14 protein-coding genes are annotated in these 15,659 nt (G+C 67.9%); 8 read left to right on the top strand and 6 right to left on the bottom strand.

Translation table 11 applies throughout. The features are described from left to right. Positions 1–223: 223 nt before the first annotated feature. From V5F59_RS02210 to rsmA, 3 genes are read left to right on the top strand one after another with little or no spacing between them, the layout of a single operon-like run. Entirely contained in the window at positions 224–1,129 is a 906-nt protein-coding gene (locus V5F59_RS02210; protein ID WP_393983019.1) for a SurA N-terminal domain-containing protein, read from the top strand. After that, the gene (gene pdxA / locus V5F59_RS02205) at positions 1,129–2,205 is read left to right on the top strand and encodes a 4-hydroxythreonine-4-phosphate dehydrogenase PdxA (protein WP_393983020.1); all 1,077 of its coding nucleotides are present in this window, start codon (positions 1,129–1,131) and stop codon (positions 2,203–2,205) included. Before V5F59_RS02210 ends, pdxA begins: the two co-directional genes overlap by 1 nt. Further along, the gene (gene rsmA / locus V5F59_RS02200; protein WP_393983021.1) at positions 2,202–3,056 is read left to right on the top strand and encodes a 16S rRNA (adenine(1518)-N(6)/adenine(1519)-N(6))-dimethyltransferase RsmA; all 855 of its coding nucleotides are present in this window, start codon (positions 2,202–2,204) and stop codon (positions 3,054–3,056) included. The genes pdxA and rsmA overlap by 4 nt, the downstream gene beginning before the upstream one ends. Positions 3,057–3,097: 41 nt before the next feature. Here the strand turns inward: rsmA and V5F59_RS02195 are convergent, their stop codons facing one another. Next, complete coding sequence (locus tag V5F59_RS02195) at positions 3,098–4,771, bottom strand: 4Fe-4S dicluster domain-containing protein (protein ID WP_509211160.1); 1,674 nt, start codon at positions 4,769–4,771, stop codon at positions 3,098–3,100. 277 nt (positions 4,772–5,048) lie between these two features. On the opposite strand from V5F59_RS02195, the gene V5F59_RS02190 reads away from it, so the two are divergent. Beyond that, entirely contained in the window at positions 5,049–5,429 is a 381-nt protein-coding gene (locus V5F59_RS02190) for an ester cyclase (protein ID WP_393981971.1), read from the top strand. A gap of 110 nt (positions 5,430–5,539) precedes the next feature. Further along, positions 5,540–6,430, top strand: a complete 891-nt coding sequence (locus tag V5F59_RS02185) for a uracil-DNA glycosylase (protein WP_393981970.1) — start codon at positions 5,540–5,542, stop codon at positions 6,428–6,430. Between the two features lie 94 nt (positions 6,431–6,524). Here V5F59_RS02185 and V5F59_RS02180 read toward each other — a convergent pair whose 3' ends face one another. The 5 genes from V5F59_RS02180 to gcl all read right to left on the bottom strand — a co-directional run bounded on the left by V5F59_RS02180 (position 6,525) and on the right by gcl (position 12,644). After that, a complete protein-coding gene (locus tag V5F59_RS02180; protein ID WP_393981969.1) occupies positions 6,525–6,992 on the bottom strand; it encodes a CYTH domain-containing protein in 468 nt (155 codons plus the stop codon). A gap of 175 nt (positions 6,993–7,167) precedes the next feature. Further along, positions 7,168–8,685 (bottom strand): pyruvate kinase, encoded by a 1,518-nt coding sequence (gene pyk / locus V5F59_RS02175; RefSeq protein ID WP_393981968.1) that lies wholly within the window; start codon positions 8,683–8,685, stop codon positions 7,168–7,170. A gap of 279 nt (positions 8,686–8,964) precedes the next feature. Next, positions 8,965–9,843 (bottom strand): 2-hydroxy-3-oxopropionate reductase, encoded by an 879-nt coding sequence (gene glxR / locus V5F59_RS02170; protein ID WP_393981967.1) that lies wholly within the window; start codon positions 9,841–9,843, stop codon positions 8,965–8,967. 86 nt (positions 9,844–9,929) lie between these two features. After that, the gene (gene hyi, locus V5F59_RS02165) at positions 9,930–10,709 is read right to left on the bottom strand and encodes a hydroxypyruvate isomerase (protein WP_393981966.1); all 780 of its coding nucleotides are present in this window, start codon (positions 10,707–10,709) and stop codon (positions 9,930–9,932) included. 159 nt (positions 10,710–10,868) lie between these two features. Next, positions 10,869–12,644: a glyoxylate carboligase gene (gene gcl, locus V5F59_RS02160; protein ID WP_393981965.1), complete on the bottom strand. Its 1,776-nt coding sequence runs from the start codon at positions 12,642–12,644 to the stop codon at positions 10,869–10,871. A gap of 179 nt (positions 12,645–12,823) precedes the next feature. Between gcl and V5F59_RS02155 the strand changes: the two genes are divergently transcribed. The 3 genes from V5F59_RS02155 (at position 12,824) to V5F59_RS02145 (ending at position 15,561) form a co-directional block, all read left to right on the top strand. Beyond that, positions 12,824–13,111, top strand: coding sequence for a YARHG domain-containing protein (locus V5F59_RS02155; protein WP_393981964.1), 288 nt, complete (start codon positions 12,824–12,826; stop codon positions 13,109–13,111). Between the two features lie 150 nt (positions 13,112–13,261). Continuing rightward, a complete protein-coding gene (pncB, locus tag V5F59_RS02150; RefSeq protein WP_393981963.1) occupies positions 13,262–14,554 on the top strand; it encodes a nicotinate phosphoribosyltransferase in 1,293 nt (430 codons plus the stop codon). Positions 14,555–14,922: 368 nt separating this feature from the next. Next, positions 14,923–15,561: a peroxiredoxin gene (locus V5F59_RS02145; RefSeq protein ID WP_393981962.1), complete on the top strand. Its 639-nt coding sequence runs from the start codon at positions 14,923–14,925 to the stop codon at positions 15,559–15,561. The last annotated feature ends 98 nt before the right edge of the window (positions 15,562–15,659 follow it).

Below are 15,659 nucleotides of genomic sequence, written 5' to 3'. Positions count from 1 at the left end.
CGGGCACCACGACGCGAGGAGGCGCGTTCGCGGGGCTTGGCCCGCAGGCCGGCTCCGGGCTATGGTCTTGCGCCCTTCCCTCCAGAGGGTGCCCGCAGGATCGCCCTGCCGGGCAAGCGGGGCGCGTCGCGCAAGCCGCTGATATGGCGTGCGGCATTGGCACAAGCCGCAATCCCGCCACAGGAGGCGAACACAAGTCGTTCCGCGACCTTTGGACAGGATCATGCCCTTTCGCCATTTGCTCCTTCTCGCCACGCTCGCCCTCGGCGCGTTCGGTGCCTGCGTTCCCGCCCGGGCCCAGCAGATCATCGTCATCGTGAACGGCGACCCCATCACCACCTACGACGTCGCGCAGCGGCAGAAGCTGCACGAGCTGGTGGAACGCAAGTCCATCACCGCCAAGGAATCCCTGGAGAGCCTGATTGACGAGCGGATCAAGATCCAGCAGGCGAACCGGCTCAAGATGGACGTGGACCAGAAGGACGTCGACAAGCTGTTCGCGCAGGTCGCCGAGCGCTCGGGCCGCACGGCGGAGCAGCTGAGCGCGAGCTTCAAGCAGCAGGGCCTGGACGACCGCACCTTCAAGCAGAAGCTGCTCGCCGATTATGTGTGGGGCCAATATGTGCGCTCCCGTTCCAACAATGTGAACGTGCGCGATGCGGACGTGTTCGCGGCGTTGCAAAAGCGGGGCGAGACCACGCTTATTTCCACCGAATACACGCTGGTGCCCATCGTCTTCGTGGTGCCGCGCAATGCCAACACCCACGGCAGCCGCCTCGCGGAGGCGAACGCCTTCAAGGGCCGCTTCACCAGCTGCGAGGAAGGCCTTCCCGCTGCGAAGGCGCTGAAGGAAGTGGTGGTGAAGCAGCCTGTTTCCCGCCTCTCCTCCGAGATACCGACGGCGCTGCGGCAGGTGCTGGACAAGACCGAGGTGGGCCGCCTCACGCCGCCCGAGGTCAGCCAGTCGGGCGTGGAGACCTTCGCCATGTGCGGCAAGCGCGAGGTGCGTGGCGAAAGCTCGCAGAAGCGCGAGGTGAAGGACGAGCTGACCACCGCCCAATTCACCGCCGACTCCAAGCGCTTCCTGGGGGAGCTGAGGAAGCAGGCGCTCATCGAATATCGCCGCTGATGGCCGCGCCCCTCGCCGTCTCCCTCGGCGATCCCGCCGGCATCGGGCCGGACATCACCCTCGGCGCCTGGACACGGCGGGAGCAGGCGGGCCTGCCCCCCTTCATCGTGACCGGGGACCCGGCGGCGATCGCCGCGCGCGCCCGCAGGCTCGGCCTTGCCGTGCCCCTCGCGGAAACGACGCCGGAAGAGGCTGCGGCCTGCTTCGGCACGGCGCTGCCGGTCTGGCCCGCCGGCCCCGCCTTCACCGGCACGCCCGGCACGCCGGACAGGAGCTCCGCGGCCTGCGTGCTTGCGAGCCTGGAAGCCGCCCTCGATCTCGTGGCATCCGGCCGTGCGGCGGCCATCGTCACCAATCCGCTGGCGAAGTCGGTCATGTATGGCGCCGGCTTTCCCTTTCCCGGCCACACCGAATATCTCGCCGCCAAAGCGGCCGCGCCGGGGCAGCCGGCGCCGCGGCCGGTGATGATGATCTGGTCGCCCGCCCTGGCGGTGGTGCCCGCCACCATTCACATCCCTTATCGCGACGTGCCGGCCCGCCTCACCTGCGACCTGCTGGTGGAGACCGGCCGCATCATCGCCCGCGACATGGCCCACCGGTTCGGCGTGGCCCGGCCGCGCCTAGCCTTCTGCGGCCTCAATCCCCATGCGGGGGAGGACGGGACGCTGGGTACCGAGGACGAGGCGGTGGTACGCCCGGCTGTGGCCGCTCTGCGCCGCGAAGGCATCGATGCCGCAGGCCCGCTGCCGGCCGATACCCTGTTCCATGCCGAGGCCCGGGCGGGCTATGACGTGGCGGTGGGCATGTATCACGATCAGGTGCTCATTCCCGCCAAGACTCTCGCCTTCCACGACGGGGTGAACGTGACCCTCGGCCTGCCCTTCATCCGTACCTCGCCCGACCACGGCACCGCCTTCGCCATCGCCGGCACCGGCACTGCGAACCCTTCGAGCCTGATGGCCGCCCTGAGACTCGCCCGGCGGCTGGCCGACGCGGAGGCCGCCTGCAAGGCCGGCGCGGATCGCCACCCGGCGGGGCAGGCCGCCGCCGAGACGCCTGGAGCCATGCGCGCGTGAGCGCCCTCGACGACCTGCCGCCCCTGCGTGATGTCATCCGCCGGCACGGCCTCTCCGCCCAGAAGTCGCTGGGCCAGAACTTCCTTCTGGATCTCAACCTCACCGGCCGCATCGCCCGCGCCTCCGGGGCGCTGGAGGGTGCGACCGTGGTGGAGGTGGGCCCCGGCCCCGGCGGCCTCACCCGCGCCCTGCTGGCTCTGGGGGCGGGACGGGTCATCGCCATCGAGCGCGACCCTCGCTGCCTTGAGGCGCTGGCGGAGATTTCCGCTTATTATCCGGGCCGGCTGGAGGTCATCTCCGGCGACGCGCTGAAGGTGGACGTACGCCCCCTGCTGGGCGAGGGTCCCGCGCGGGTGGTGGCGAACCTGCCCTACAATGTAGCGACGCTGCTGCTGGTGGGCTGGCTCTCGACGGACCCGTGGCCGCCCTGGTTTTCCTCGCTCACCCTCATGTTCCAGAAGGAAGTGGCGGAGCGCATCGTCGCGGCGCCGGGCTCGAAGGCCTACGGGCGCCTTGCGGTGCTGGCGGGCTGGCGGACCACCGCCCGCATCGCCTTCGATGTGGCCCCTTCCGCCTTCGTCCCACCGCCGAAGGTCACGTCCTCCGTGGTGCATCTCGTGCCGCGGGCGGTGCCTTTGCCCTGCGCCCTCTCGACCTTGGAGAAGGTGACGGAAGCCGCCTTCGGCCAAAGGCGCAAGATGCTCCGGCAGAGCCTGAAGTCGCTGGGCGTGGACGCAGGCGCCCTGCTGGCGGCGGCGCAGGTCGAGGAAACCGCCCGCGCCGAAGAGATCGACGTGAAGGGCTTCGTTGCCCTTTCGAACGCGCTCGACGCCCTGCGCGCCAGCCGCTGACCATATGAAGAAACCGGCGCCGCAGGGCGCCGGCCGGTCCCTCACATGTTTGGATAGTTGGGCCCGCCGCCGCCCTCGGGAGCGGTCCAGGTGATGTTCTGGTTGGGGTCCTTGATGTCGCAGGTCTTGCAGTGGACGCAGTTCTGCGCGTTGATCTGGAAGCGCGGCGCGTCCGCCCCCTCCTCCACCCATTCGTAGACGCCCGCCGGGCAATAGCGGTTGGACGGACCGGCAAAGACGTCGTGCTCGGACGCCTTCTGCAGGGCCATGTCCTTCACCACCAGGTGCACCTGCTGGTTCTCCTCGTGGTTGGTGTTGGACAGGAACACTGAGGAGAGCTTGTCGAAGGTGAGGACGCCGTCGGGCCTGGGATAGGCGATCTTCTCGCAGTCCTTGGCCGGCTTCAGCGAGGCGGCATCGGTCTTGCCGTGCTTCAGCGTGCCGAACAGCGAGAAGCCGAAGGTGTTGGTCCACATGTCCAGCGCGCCGAGCGGGATGCCGATGAAGGTGCCGAAGCGCGACCACAGCGGCTTCATGTTGCGCACCTTCTTCAGGTCCGCGCCGATGGCCGAGGCGCGCCACGCCGCCTCGTAGCTCGCAAGCTCGTCATGGCTGCGCTCGGCCGAGAGCGCGTCGAGCAGGTGGTCGGCGGCCAGGATGCCCGAGAGCACCGCATTGTGGCTGCCCTTGATGCGGGGCACGTTCACGAAGCCGGCCGCGCAGCCCACCAGCACGCCGCCGGGGAAGGAGAGCTTCGGCACGCTCTGGTAGCCGCCCTCGGTGATGGCGCGTGCGCCGTAGGAGATGCGCTTGCCGCCCTCGAACGTGTCGCGGAAGAAGGGGTGGGTCTTGAAGCGCTGGAACTCGTCGAACGGCGACAGCCAGGGGTTCTGGTAGTTGAGGTGGACCACGAAGCCCACCACCACCTGCTCGTCGTCGATATGGTAGAGGAAGGCGCCGCCGCCGGTCTTCGAGTCCAGCGGCCAGCCGAAGGCGTGCTGGACGAGGCCGGGCTTGTGCTTCTCCGGCTTCACCTTCCACAGCTCCTTCAGGCCGATGCCGAACTTCGGCACGTCCCGGCCGGCGTCGAGGCCGTATTTGGCGATGAGCTGCTTGGTGAGGTGGCCGCGCGCCCCCTCGGCGAACACGGTGTAGCGGCCGCGCAATTCCATGCCGCGGGTGAATTCAGGCTTCTGGGCGCCGCTCTTGTCCACGCCCATGTCGCCGGTGGCGATGCCGGTGACCGCGCCGGTGTCGTCATAGAGGATCTCGTCGGCGGCAAATCCGGGATAGATCTCCACGCCCAGCGCCTCGGCCTTCTGCGCCAGGAAGCGGCAGACGTTGCCGAGCGAGCCGACGAAATTGCCGTGGTTGTTCATCAGCGGCGGCATGGCGAAATTGGGCAGGCGGAAGCCGCCGGCGGGGCCGAGCAGGTAGAAGGCGTCGTCGGTCACCTGCACGGTGAGGGGGGTGTCCGCCTCCTCCCGCCAGCCGGGCACGAGGGCGTCGAGGCCGACCGGATCGATGACGGCGCCGGAGAGGATGTGGGCCCCGACTTCCGAGCCCTTCTCCACCACCACGACGGAGACGTCGGAGCCGCGCTCCGCCGCCTGCTGCTTCAGGCGGATGGCGGTGGCAAGCCCGGCCGGACCCGCGCCAACCACCACAACGTCGTAATCCATCCCCTCGCGCTCTGGCAGGTCCGCCGTGCTCATTCCCCGTGCTCCCGTCTGCGTCATCGGCTGTTGCTTGGACTTTTTCCACGGTTGCGCCGCAATGACAATGCGGCGCGTGCCGGTTGCGACAAGCTGTTGCCCTATCGTGGTGCGAAATGACCGCACCGGCGCCCACGGCCCGGACCTCGGGGGCGCGACGTTTACCGGCCGCGCCGTTGCCACTAGCCTGCGGCCCGCAGGCGCGGTTCCTCCCTCGTGGTCCCCGCCTCGCAGTCCCGACCTCGCAGCCCCCACCTCGGTCCACGGAGCGCCGTCCATGCCTCCCAATGAAGTGCGCGCGTTCGCCCAGAAGCTCATGCGGGAGGTGTGGGAGCCCTACGACCATACCGCGCTTGAGCGCTTCTATCATCCCGACATGATCGGCCATCACCGCGCGCAGGTCCTGACCCTCGACGACGTGCGCAGCCGGCTTCAGTGGGACGTCCAGAATTTCGGGGATTCAGCCTACGACATCCGCGACATCGTGGCCGACGAGGACAAGTTCGCGATCCGCTTCCTCTTCACCTGCACCCTCAAGAAGGCCGGAACCGCCTTCACCACCGAGGTGACCTATTTCTACCATCTGCGCGACGGCCTCATCAGCGCGTTCTGGCTGTTGTCGGACGCCGATTTCGACTACCGGCAGCATCCCGAGTGATTGATGCGGCGCGGCTTTCACCCCGGCCGCACCGCGCTCCGGGCAAGACCGCCCGCGCGCGGCGGACCTGTGCGTTTCCGTTCGGGCGGATCGCGCTCTAGAATGCGGCCATGATCGATCAGCGGCCCATCGACCTTGCGGACATCCTCGCCTTCCACCTGGAAGCAGGGGTGGACGTGGCCGTGGACGAGGCCCCGATGAACCGCTTCGCCGAGAGCGCTCAGGAGGCGGCGCGCCCCCGGCCGCAGCTGCCCGAGCGCACGCAGGCCGAGCCCGCGCAGGCCGTGGCGCCTCCCCGTGGCCCCACCCCCCAGCGGCCGGCGGCCGCGGCGCCCCGCGCGGCCCCGCCCGCTTCGCAGGTCGCCAGCAGCGCCCTTATCACCCAGGCCCCCGATGAGGCGGTGATGTCCGCTCGCGAGTTGGCGCGCGGCGCCGGCAGCCTCGCGGAGCTGCGCGCGATCATGGAAGGGTTCGAGGGCTGCGCCCTCAAGCGCACCGCCAGCCGGCTGGTGTTCGCCGACGGCAACCCGAAGGCGCGGGTGATGTTTGTCGGCGAGGCGCCGGGCCGGGACGAGGACCAGCAGGGCCTGCCGTTCGTCGGGCGCTCGGGCAAGCTCCTGGACCTGATGCTCGCCGCCATCGGGCTCGACCGCACCAGCGCCTACATCGCCAACGTCATCCCCTGGCGCCCGCCGGGCAACCGCACCCCGACGCCGCAGGAAACCGCGGTGTGCCTACCCTTCATCGCCCGGCAGATCGAGCTCGCCAACCCGGACATCCTGGTCTGCCTCGGCGGGCCTTCGGCGCAGGCGCTGCTCGCCACCACGGAAGGCATCACCAAGCTGCGGGGCCGCTTCATGAATTATGACACGGGCAGCCGCTCCATCCGGGCGATCGCCACATTCCATCCCGCCTACCTGTTGCGCACGCCCATCGGCAAGCGTCTCGCCTGGCGGGACATGCTGGCGGTGGAGGCAGCCCTGAGGACGGAACGCGCCTGAGCTGCCAAGCGGGACAACGCTACAGATCCCAGTGTTGCCGACGAGGCCTTCGGCCGATGCCGGAACGTAAGGCCATCGCCGTGGAGAGGCGGCATCACATGCCGTTGCCGAGGGGAGCGTTCACCAAAGAGGAGTTGCGGTAGCGCGGATCGTAGGTGACTTCCTCGCCCACCCAGTCAGGCAGGTCCACCGTCTCCTCCGGCCCGTTCAGCTCCACCTCGGCCATGACGAGCCCGTCGTTCTCGCCCTCGAAGACGTCGATGGTCCACACCTTGCCGGCGTGCTCGACGGCGTAGCGGGTCTTCTCGATGAGCGGGCGGGCGCACAGGTTTTCCAGCATCGCCTCCGCATCCGGAAGCGGGATCGGATATTCGAACTCTGCCCGCGCGAGGCCTTCCGTCTTGCTCTTGACGGTGATGAAGGCTGTCCCGTCGGTAATGCGGATGCGCACGGTTGCCCCCATGCCCAGGCACAGATAGCCCTGCCGGATGTTGCAGGCCCGCGCACCCACACGCCACTGCCCCGACGTCACCAGGAACTTGCGCTCGATCTCGACGGCCATGGAGGAGACGCCCCGGCTCCGTTGCGCGCGCAGTCTAGCCCCATTCCCCCGGTCCGAGTCGAGTCCGAGGTAGGTTGCATAATACCGTAAATCCACCGGGAAACGATTTCACGAACGAAATGCGTCAACAGGCAGCAGCGCCCTACCGGCGGGGCTCCGCCGGCAGGGCACGCAGTCAGGCGTGAACCTTGGCCTTGGGTGCCTTCTCCGCTTCCGTGTCCACATCGTAGCGGGACGGCGGATCGTCCGCGCCGATGGTGGTGATGCGCATGATGTTGGTGGTGCCGGGCTTGGCGAAGGGCACGCCGGCGGTGATGGCCAGCCGGTCGCCCGCCTTGCCGAGGCCGTTCTTCACGGCGGTGCGCACCGCGGTGTCCACCATGTCGCCGAAGGAGTGGATGTCCTCCTTCATGTGCACCGCGTGCACGCCATAGGACAAGGCGAGGCGGCGAGCCGTCTCGATCTTCGGCGTCAGGCCGAGGATGGCGATCCGCGGCCGCTCGCGGGCGGCCCGCAACCCCGTGGTGCCGGACAGGGTGAAGGCGACGAAGGCCGCCGCATCCACCGCGATGGCCGCCTGATAGGTGGCCTTGGTCACGGCGTCGCCGATGGTCTTGCCCCATTCCGCCTGCGTGACGTCCAGCGCCTGCCGGTAGGAGGGGTCGCACTCCACGTGGCGGATGATGTCGTCCATGAAGGTCACGGCCTCCACGGGGAACTGCCCCGCCGCCGTCTCCGCCGAGAGCATGACGCAGTCCGCCCCCTCATAGACGGCGGTGGCCACGTCCGACACCTCGGCCCGGGTGGGGACGGGCGCGGTGATCATGGATTCCAGCATCTGCGTCGCCACGATCACCGGGCGGCCGTATTTGCGGGATTCGGCGATCATGCGCTTCTGCAGGGCGGGGACCTCGGCCAGCGACATTTCCACGCCGAGGTCGCCGCGCGCCACCATGATGGCGTCGGAGAGCTCCACCAGCTCGGTGAGATGCTCCACCGCCGCCGGCTTCTCCATCTTCAGCATCACGGCCGCGCGGTCCTTGATGAGGGCGCGGGCCTCGTGGATGTCCTCCGGGCGCTGCACGAAGGACAGGGCGATCCACTCCACCCCCGCCTCGCAGGCGAATTCCAGGTCCTTGCGGTCCTTCTCGGTGAGGGGCGAGAGCGGCAGCACCACGTCCGGGATGTTGAAGCCCTTGTTGTTGGAGAGCCTGGTGCCCGCCACCACCTGAGCCTCGAGGAAGCCGTCGCCCTTCTTGATGACCTTGAGACGCACCTTGCCGTCGTCGCACAGCACCGTGGACCCCACGTTCAGCGCGGCGAGGATGTCCGGATGGGGGATCGGCACGCGCCTCTCGTCGCCGGGCACATCCACATTGGCATCGAAATGCAGCACGTCGCCCGCCTTGAGAGCGATGGCCCCGTCCTTGAAGCGGCCGATGCGCAGCTTCGGGCCCTGCATGTCGGCGATGACGCCGATGGGCCGGTTCATCTCCTTCTCCAGCCGGCGGATGCGCGCGAGCACCTCGCCATGGTCCGCCTGGGTGCCGTGGGAGAAATTGAGGCGGAACACGTCGACGCCAGCGACGAAAAGCGCCTTCAGCTTCTCCTCGCTGTTGGAGGCAGGCCCGACCGTGGCGACGATCTTGGTGGCGCGGTCGCGCTTCAGGGTCGGGTGGCGCTTCGTGGGCATGGCTTGTCCTCCGGGTGCTCCCGCGTTTGTCACGCTCGGGTTGTTCGCGTCTTTAGGGGCATCATGCGCGCGCTTCGTGTACGCATAAAGTCGCATAAGCGGCAGCAGGACTGCCGGATCGGGCCTCGCGCAACGGCCCTGAGCCTGTTTCGGCGGGCAGCCCCCGCAGCAGGGGCGCAAAGTGGACCCACCCGCCGGCGACGTGCGGCGGATGGGCGCGATCTCGACCGGTCCCCCGGGGGAACGGCCGGGGGACCGGGACGGGAGGCCTGACCGAGGTCAGGCCACCTCGTGGTTGGCCATCAGCTCCAGGGCCTTCACCATGGCCGAGTGATCCCACTTGGAGCCGCCGTGCGCGGCGCAGGCGTTGAACAGCTCCTGGCAGGTGGCGGTGTTGGGCAGGCTGACGCCCAGCGCCTTGGCGCTCTGCAGGGCGAGATTGAGGTCCTTCTGGTGCAGCTCGATGCGGAAGCCGGGCTCGAAGGTCCGCTTCACCATGCGCTCGCCGTGCACCTCGAGGATCTTCGACGAGGCGAAGCCGCCCATCAGCGCCTGGCGCACCTTGGCCGGGTCCGCGCCCGCCTTGGAGGCGAACAGCAGGGCCTCGCCCACCGCCTCGATGGTGAGGGCCACGATGATCTGGTTGGCGACCTTGGTGGTCTGGCCGTCACCATTGCCGCCGACCAGGGTGATGTTCTTGCCCATCTTCTCGAACAGGGGCCTCACGGTCTCGAACGCGCCCTCGGGCCCGCCCACCATGATGGTGAGGGAAGCCGCCTTGGCGCCCACCTCGCCGCCGGAAACCGGGGCGTCGAGATAGTCGCAGCCGAGCGCGTTGATCTTCTGGGCGAAGCCCTTGGTGGCGACCGGCGAGATGGAGCTCATGTCCACCACGATCTTGCCGGCGGACAGACCCTCGGCGACGCCGCCCTTGCCGAACAGGGCCTCCTCCACGTGGGGGGTGTCGGGCACCATGGTGATGATGATGTCGGCGTTCTTCGCCACCTCGGCGGAGGACGCGCAGACGGTCGCGCCCTTCGCCTTCAGCTCATCGGGAATGCGGACCACGTCGTAGACGAACAGGGTGTGGCCGGCGTCGATGAGGTGCCCGGCCATAGGGCTGCCCATGATGCCAAGGCCGATGAAACCGACGTTCATGTGCGTTTCTCCTGAAGAGGTGTTGTTGCTTTCCGGCCGCGCCGGACGTCAGTTCCCTCCCCCGCGGGCAGGAGAGGGGAGATGCCTCAGCCCTTGTAGGGGGCGAACCAGCCGAGGCCTTCGTCGGTGGTGGTCTTCGGCTTGTATTCGCAGCCGATCCAGCCGTCGTAGCCGGTGTCGTCGATGGCCTTGAACAGGAAGGGATAGTTGATCTCGCCCGTGCCCGGCTCGCCCCGGCCGGGGTTGTCGGCGAGCTGGATGTGCTTGATGCGCGCGATGTTGGCGCGGATCGTGGGGGTGAGGTCCCCTTCCATGATCTGCATGTGATAGATGTCGTACTGGAAGAAGATGTCGTCGGCGCCCACCTCGTCGAGGATGGCGAGCGTCTGCTTCGTGTTGTTGATGTGGAAGCCCGGGATGTCACGGGTGTTGATGGCTTCCACCACGAAGGGAATGCCTGCCTTCTTCAGCTCGGTGGCGGCGAACTTCAGGTTCTTGATCAGCGTTTCGTGCACCTTCTCGGCCGGCACGTCCTTCGGCGTGATGCCGGCGAGGCAGTTGATGGCCTTGGTGCCGAGGGCCTTCGCATATTCGATGCCCTTGCCCACGCTGTCCTGGAACTCGCCCTCGCGGCCCGGCAGGCAGGCGATGCCGCGCTCGCCCGCCGCCCAATCGCCCGCCGGCAGGTTGTGCAGCGCCTGGACGAGGCCGTGCTTGGCCAGCTTCTCCGCCAGCTGCTCCTTCGCATAGGGGTAAGGGAAGAGATACTCGACCCCCTTGAAACCGGCGTCGGCCGCCTTGCCGAACCGGTCGAGGAAGTCGATCTCGTTCCACAGCATGGTGAGATTGGCGGCGAACTTGGGCATGCGTCTCTCCGCGGGCTGAGCCTTCGTGATGTGCCGTTATGATGGGGCCGGGAGAGGCGCTCCCCCGGCCTTCCCTGTCATGCCCCGGTCGGGCCGGGGCATCCAGGCCTTTTTAAATCGTTATGAAAGGTCGGGTCCGTGGTGGAGGCAGAATGCCCCTCACTCCGCCGGCTCGAGGGCGCGCACCTGGTCGAGGGGGATGTCGAGCACCTCCTCGAACTCGTTGACGGCGTTGATCTCCACGCCCATGGCGATGTTGGTGACGCGCTCCAGGATGAACTCCAGGACCACCGGCACCTGATGCTCGGCCATGAGGGCCTCCGCCTTGGCGAAGGCATCCTTGAACTCGTTCGGGGTGCGCACCCGGATTGCCTTGCAGCCGAGGCCTTCGGCCACCGCCACATGGTCCACGCCGTAGCCGCCGGCCTCCTCCGAATTCACGTTGTCGAAGGCGAGGCTCACCTCGAAGTCCATGTTGAAGCCGCGCTGGGCCTGGCGGATGAGGCCGAGGTAGGAGTTGTTCACCACCACGTGGAGATAGGGCAGCTTGTGCTGGGCGCCCACCGCCAGCTCCTCGATGAGGAACTGGAAGTCGTAGTCGCCGGAGAGCGCCACGATCTTCGCGTCGGGGCGCGCCGCGCGCACGCCGAGAGCCGCCGGCAGGGTCCAGCCCAGCGGGCCGGCCTGGCCGCAATTGATCCAGTGGCGCGGATTGTAGACGTGCAGGAACTGCGCGCCGGCGATCTGCGACAGGCCGATGGTGGAGACATAGACCGTGTCGCGGCCCAACGCCTCGTTCATCTCCTCATAGACCCGCTGCGGCTTCAGCGGCACGTTGTCGAAATGCGACTTGCGCAGCATGGTCCGCTTGCGGCCGAGGCACTCCTGCGCCCATGCCGACCAGTCCGGCAGCTTGCCCGCCGCCTTCAGCTCCTTGGCCGCGGCGACGAACAGCGCGAGGGCGGCTCCCGCATCGGAGACGATGCCGAAGTCCGGGCCGAAGACACGGCCGATCTGGGTCGGCTCGATGTCCACGTGAATGAACTTGCGGCCCTGCGTGTAGACATCGACGGAGCCGGTGTGGCGGTTGGCCCAGCGGTTGCCGATGCCGACCACGAAGTCCGAGGCGAGCAGGTTCGCATTGCCATAGCGGTGCGAGGTCTGCAGGCCGCACATGCCGGCCATCAGCGGGTGGTCGTCCGGGATCGCACCCCAGCCCATGAGGGTGGGGATAACCGGCATGCCGGTGATCTCCGCAAATTCCACCAGGAGGTCCGAGGCATCCGCGTTGATGATGCCGCCGCCGGCGACGATCAGGGGCTTCTGCGCGCCCAGGATCATCCCCATGGCCTTGTCGATCTGCGCACGGGTCGCGGTCGGCTTGTAGACCGGGAGCGGCGTGTAGGTCTCCTCGTCGAACTCGATCTCGGCCAGCTGGACGTCGATGGGCAGGTCGATGAGCACCGGGCCGGGACGGCCGGAACGCATGACATGGAAGGCCTGCTGGAACACCATGGGCACCAGCGCCGGCTCGCGCACCGTCACCGCCCACTTGGTGACAGGCTTGGCGATGGATTCGATGTCCACCGCCTGGAAGTCTTCCTTGTAGAGCCGGGCGCGCGGCGCCTGGCCGGTGATGCACAGGATCGGGATGGAATCCGCGGAGGCGGAGTAAAGGCCGGTGATCATGTCGGTGCCGGCGGGGCCGGAGGTGCCGATGCACACGCCGATGTTGCCGGCCACCGCACGGGTGTAGCCCTCGGCCATGTGGGAGGCGCCCTCCACGTGCCGGGCGAGGACGTGGCGGATGGAGCCGCGCGCCTTCATCGCCGAGTAGAGCGGATTGATGGCCGCACCCGGAACGCCGAAGGCGCAGTGGATTCCTTCCTTCTCCAGAACGCGGACGGCGGCGTCGACGGCGCGCATGCGGGCCATGGCATCCTCCCTTGGTGTTATTGCCTTTGAATATTGGATACCCCCGCGTCGTTTTCGCTTCTATGGGAAGAAAAGGAATGACATTGATGCCCTGGAGGAAACAATCGTTCACGGCGCAGGTCATTCTCCCCTTCCGTCGCAGGTGCTAGGGTGCGTCCCCGAAGTCTGGGGAGGCGGGAATGACAGGTGGAGCGGCCCTTCGGGGCCTGCTGTTCGCGGCGCTGGTGGCGGCTGGAGGCGGCGGCGCGCAGCCGGCGGCGGCGCAGGAACTGGGCGAATTGTCCTGCCGCGCGCTGTGGTACCGGCGCAATGCGGTCTATGCGGAGCAGGGCTACTGCTTCAAGACCAAGGACGCCATCGCCACCTTCGGTGAGCGCTGCTTCCCGCCTTATGGCCAGCTGACCCCGGCGCAGCAGCGCTACGTGGATCAGGTGAAGGCCTGGGAAGCGCGCAAGGGTTGCCGCTGAGCGCAAATTCGCTGCGAATGGATCGCAACGCGTGGCGACATGCTATAGGTGATCGCCCGCCCCACCGGGGACGTCCGCGCCGGACGCCCATCCGGAACGCCCCTCTGGATGCCCCCTAGGACACGGCCGCTGGCCCGTGACACTGCGCCCATGACCGACATCGCCACGCGCGTCTACAACCACACTTGGAAGATCGACCCCATCGTGCGCTCCGTGCTCGACACGGACTTTTACAAGCTGCTGATGGGGCAGACGATTTTCAATCGCCACCGGGCGACGCGGGTCACCTTCGGCATCCACAACCGCTCCACCCACGTGCGGCTGGCGGACATCATCGACATCGGCGCCCTGCGCGAGCAGCTGGACCATGTGCGCTCGCTCTCCCTCACCCGGGGCGAGAGCACGTGGCTGCGCGGCAACATGTTCTACGGCAAGCGGCAGATGTTCTCGCCGGACTATGTGGCCTGGCTGGAGGGCTTCCGCTTCCCCGCCTATCACCTGGAGAAGGTGGACGGGCAGTATGAGCTGACCTTCGAGGGGCCGTGGGTCGAGACCACCATGTGGGAGATCCCGGCGCTCGCCATCATCAACGAGCTGCGCTCGCGGGCCGTGCTCAAGGGCATGGGCAAGTTCGAGCTGCAGATCCTCTATGCGCGGGCGATGGCGCGGGTGTGGGAAAAGGTGCAGTTCCTCAAGGACCTGGCCCCCATCAACATCGCCGATTTCGGCACCCGCCGCCGCCATGGCTTCCTGTGGCAGGACTGGTGCGTCCAGGCCCTCATGGAGGGGCTGGGCGAGGGCTTCCTCGGCACCTCCAACTGCCTCATCGCCATGCGCCGGGAGGTGGAGGCGACCGGCACGAATGCCCATGAATTGCCAATGGTTTACGCCGCCCTCGCTCGCAACGAGCAGGAGCTGCGCTGGGCGCCCTACCAGGTGCTGGCCGACTGGCAGGACGACTATGACGGCAACCTGCGTGTCATCCTGCCCGACACCTATGGCACCACCGGCTTCCTCGCCCATGCGCCGGACTGGGTAACCCACTGGACTGGCATAAGAATCGACAGCAAGGAGCCGATCGAGGGCGGCGAGGAGGCGATCGCCTGGTGGCGGACCCGGGGGCAGGACCCCAGGGACAAGCTCGCCATCTTCTCGGACGGGCTGGACGTGGAGGAGGTGGCCCGCATCCACAATGCCTTCAAGGGCCGGATGCGCCTCGGCTTCGGCTGGGGAACGCTGCTCACCAACGACTTCCGCGGCCTTGCGCCGGATGGCGGGCTCGATCCCATCTCCATCGTCTGCAAGGTGATTTCGGCCAATGGCCGGCCGGCGGTGAAGCTCTCCGACAACCCCACCAAGGCCATGGGCCCGGCCGCCGAGATCGAGCGCTACAAGACCGTGTTCGAGGTGGGCGAGCAGGTGGCGCGGCGCACCCTGGTCTGACGCCCCCCGCTTCGGGAGGTCCGCCACCTTCGCCGCCTTCCGCATCGCATGGCCGGCGCGGGAAAGGCTTGCCCGCGCTGGACCGGCCCGCCTCATCCCCTCAAGGCTTCGACGGTTCCGGCTGAATCCCGGCGGCCGGCCGGCGCCGGTCCGCCGCGGCCGCGACCGCCGGCGGGGCGGGTCCTGACCTTCGGCAGGTTCGCCGACGTCAGCCGACCTTCGACATCAACCGACGCTCCCGCTGACGCCGCCGCCGGCTGCCCTTGCGAAAGGTCGCGTGAATCGTCTTCTTATCCATAGAACATGTGGTATAATGAAATTATATACATCATTTGTGTGTATTTTGAACGGGAAGTTTGGAGAGGAACATGGCGACCCTGCGACTTGGAGACGTGGTTCCCGATTTCGAGGCCCAGACCACCGAAGGCCCCATCAAGTTCCATGAGTGGCTCGGCGACAGCTGGGGCATCCTGTTCTCGCACCCGAAGAACTTCACCCCCGTCTGCACCACCGAGCTCGGCCAGGTGGCGCACCTCAAGGGCGAGTTCGACAAGCGCGGGGTGAAGGTGATCGGCCTGTCGGTGGACACCATCGAGAACCACCCGGCCTGGGTGGGCGACATCAAGGACGCCACCGGCGCCACCCTGAATTTTCCGCTGATCGCGGACGCCGACCGCAAGGTGTCGGACCTCTACGATCTCATCCACCCCAATGCGAACGACACGCTGACCGTGCGCTCGGTGTTCATCATCGGCCCGGACAAGAAGCTCAAGCTGTCGCTCACCTACCCCGCCTCCACGGGCCGCAACTTCGCGGAAATCCTGCGCGTGGTGGACAGCCTGCAGCTCACCGCCAAGCATTCGGTGGCCACCCCGGTGGACTGGACGCACGGCGACGACGTGATCATCGTCCCCTCCCTCTCCGACGATGCGGCGAAGGAGAAGTTCCCCGATGGCTGGAAGACGGTGAAGCCCTATCTGCGCGTGGTGCGCCAGCCGGGCGCCTGACCGGCGCGGGGCGCTCCTGCGGGGCAGCGCTCAGGGGGACGCGGCATGCCTGCGTCCCGCTGGCGCGACGGCCGGAGCCGGCCCCTGCTCCCCGCCCC

The organism is Xanthobacter nonsaccharivorans, from assembly GCF_043194755.2.
GTDB lineage: Bacteria > Pseudomonadota > Alphaproteobacteria > Rhizobiales > Xanthobacteraceae > Xanthobacter > Xanthobacter autotrophicus_G.
This window is presented reverse-complemented; position numbering and strand designations above follow the sequence as displayed.

Excerpts from the sequence above, each read along its gene's own strand:
- pyk (WP_393981968.1), bottom strand. The coding sequence starts at position 8,685 with ATGCCCACGAAGCGCCACCCGACCCTGAAGCGCGACCGCGCCACCAAG.
- V5F59_RS02145 (WP_393981962.1), top strand. The coding sequence starts at position 14,923 with ATGGCGACCCTGCGACTTGGAGACGTGGTTCCCGATTTCGAGGCCCAG.
- pncB (WP_393981963.1), top strand. The coding sequence starts at position 13,262 with ATGACCGACATCGCCACGCGCGTCTACAACCACACTTGGAAGATCGAC.
- V5F59_RS02190 (WP_393981971.1), top strand. The coding sequence starts at position 5,049 with ATGCCTCCCAATGAAGTGCGCGCGTTCGCCCAGAAGCTCATGCGGGAG.
- V5F59_RS02185 (WP_393981970.1), top strand. The coding sequence starts at position 5,540 with ATGATCGATCAGCGGCCCATCGACCTTGCGGACATCCTCGCCTTCCAC.
- pdxA (WP_393983020.1), top strand. The coding sequence starts at position 1,129 with ATGGCCGCGCCCCTCGCCGTCTCCCTCGGCGATCCCGCCGGCATCGGG.
- gcl (WP_393981965.1), bottom strand. The coding sequence starts at position 12,644 with ATGGCCCGCATGCGCGCCGTCGACGCCGCCGTCCGCGTTCTGGAGAAG.
- glxR (WP_393981967.1), bottom strand. The coding sequence starts at position 9,843 with ATGAACGTCGGTTTCATCGGCCTTGGCATCATGGGCAGCCCTATGGCC.
- V5F59_RS02195 (WP_509211160.1), bottom strand. The coding sequence starts at position 4,771 with ATGAGCACGGCGGACCTGCCAGAGCGCGAGGGGATGGATTACGACGTT.
- hyi (WP_393981966.1), bottom strand. The coding sequence starts at position 10,709 with ATGCCCAAGTTCGCCGCCAATCTCACCATGCTGTGGAACGAGATCGAC.
- V5F59_RS02210 (WP_393983019.1), top strand. The coding sequence starts at position 224 with ATGCCCTTTCGCCATTTGCTCCTTCTCGCCACGCTCGCCCTCGGCGCG.
- V5F59_RS02155 (WP_393981964.1), top strand. The coding sequence starts at position 12,824 with ATGACAGGTGGAGCGGCCCTTCGGGGCCTGCTGTTCGCGGCGCTGGTG.
- V5F59_RS02180 (WP_393981969.1), bottom strand. The coding sequence starts at position 6,992 with ATGGCCGTCGAGATCGAGCGCAAGTTCCTGGTGACGTCGGGGCAGTGG.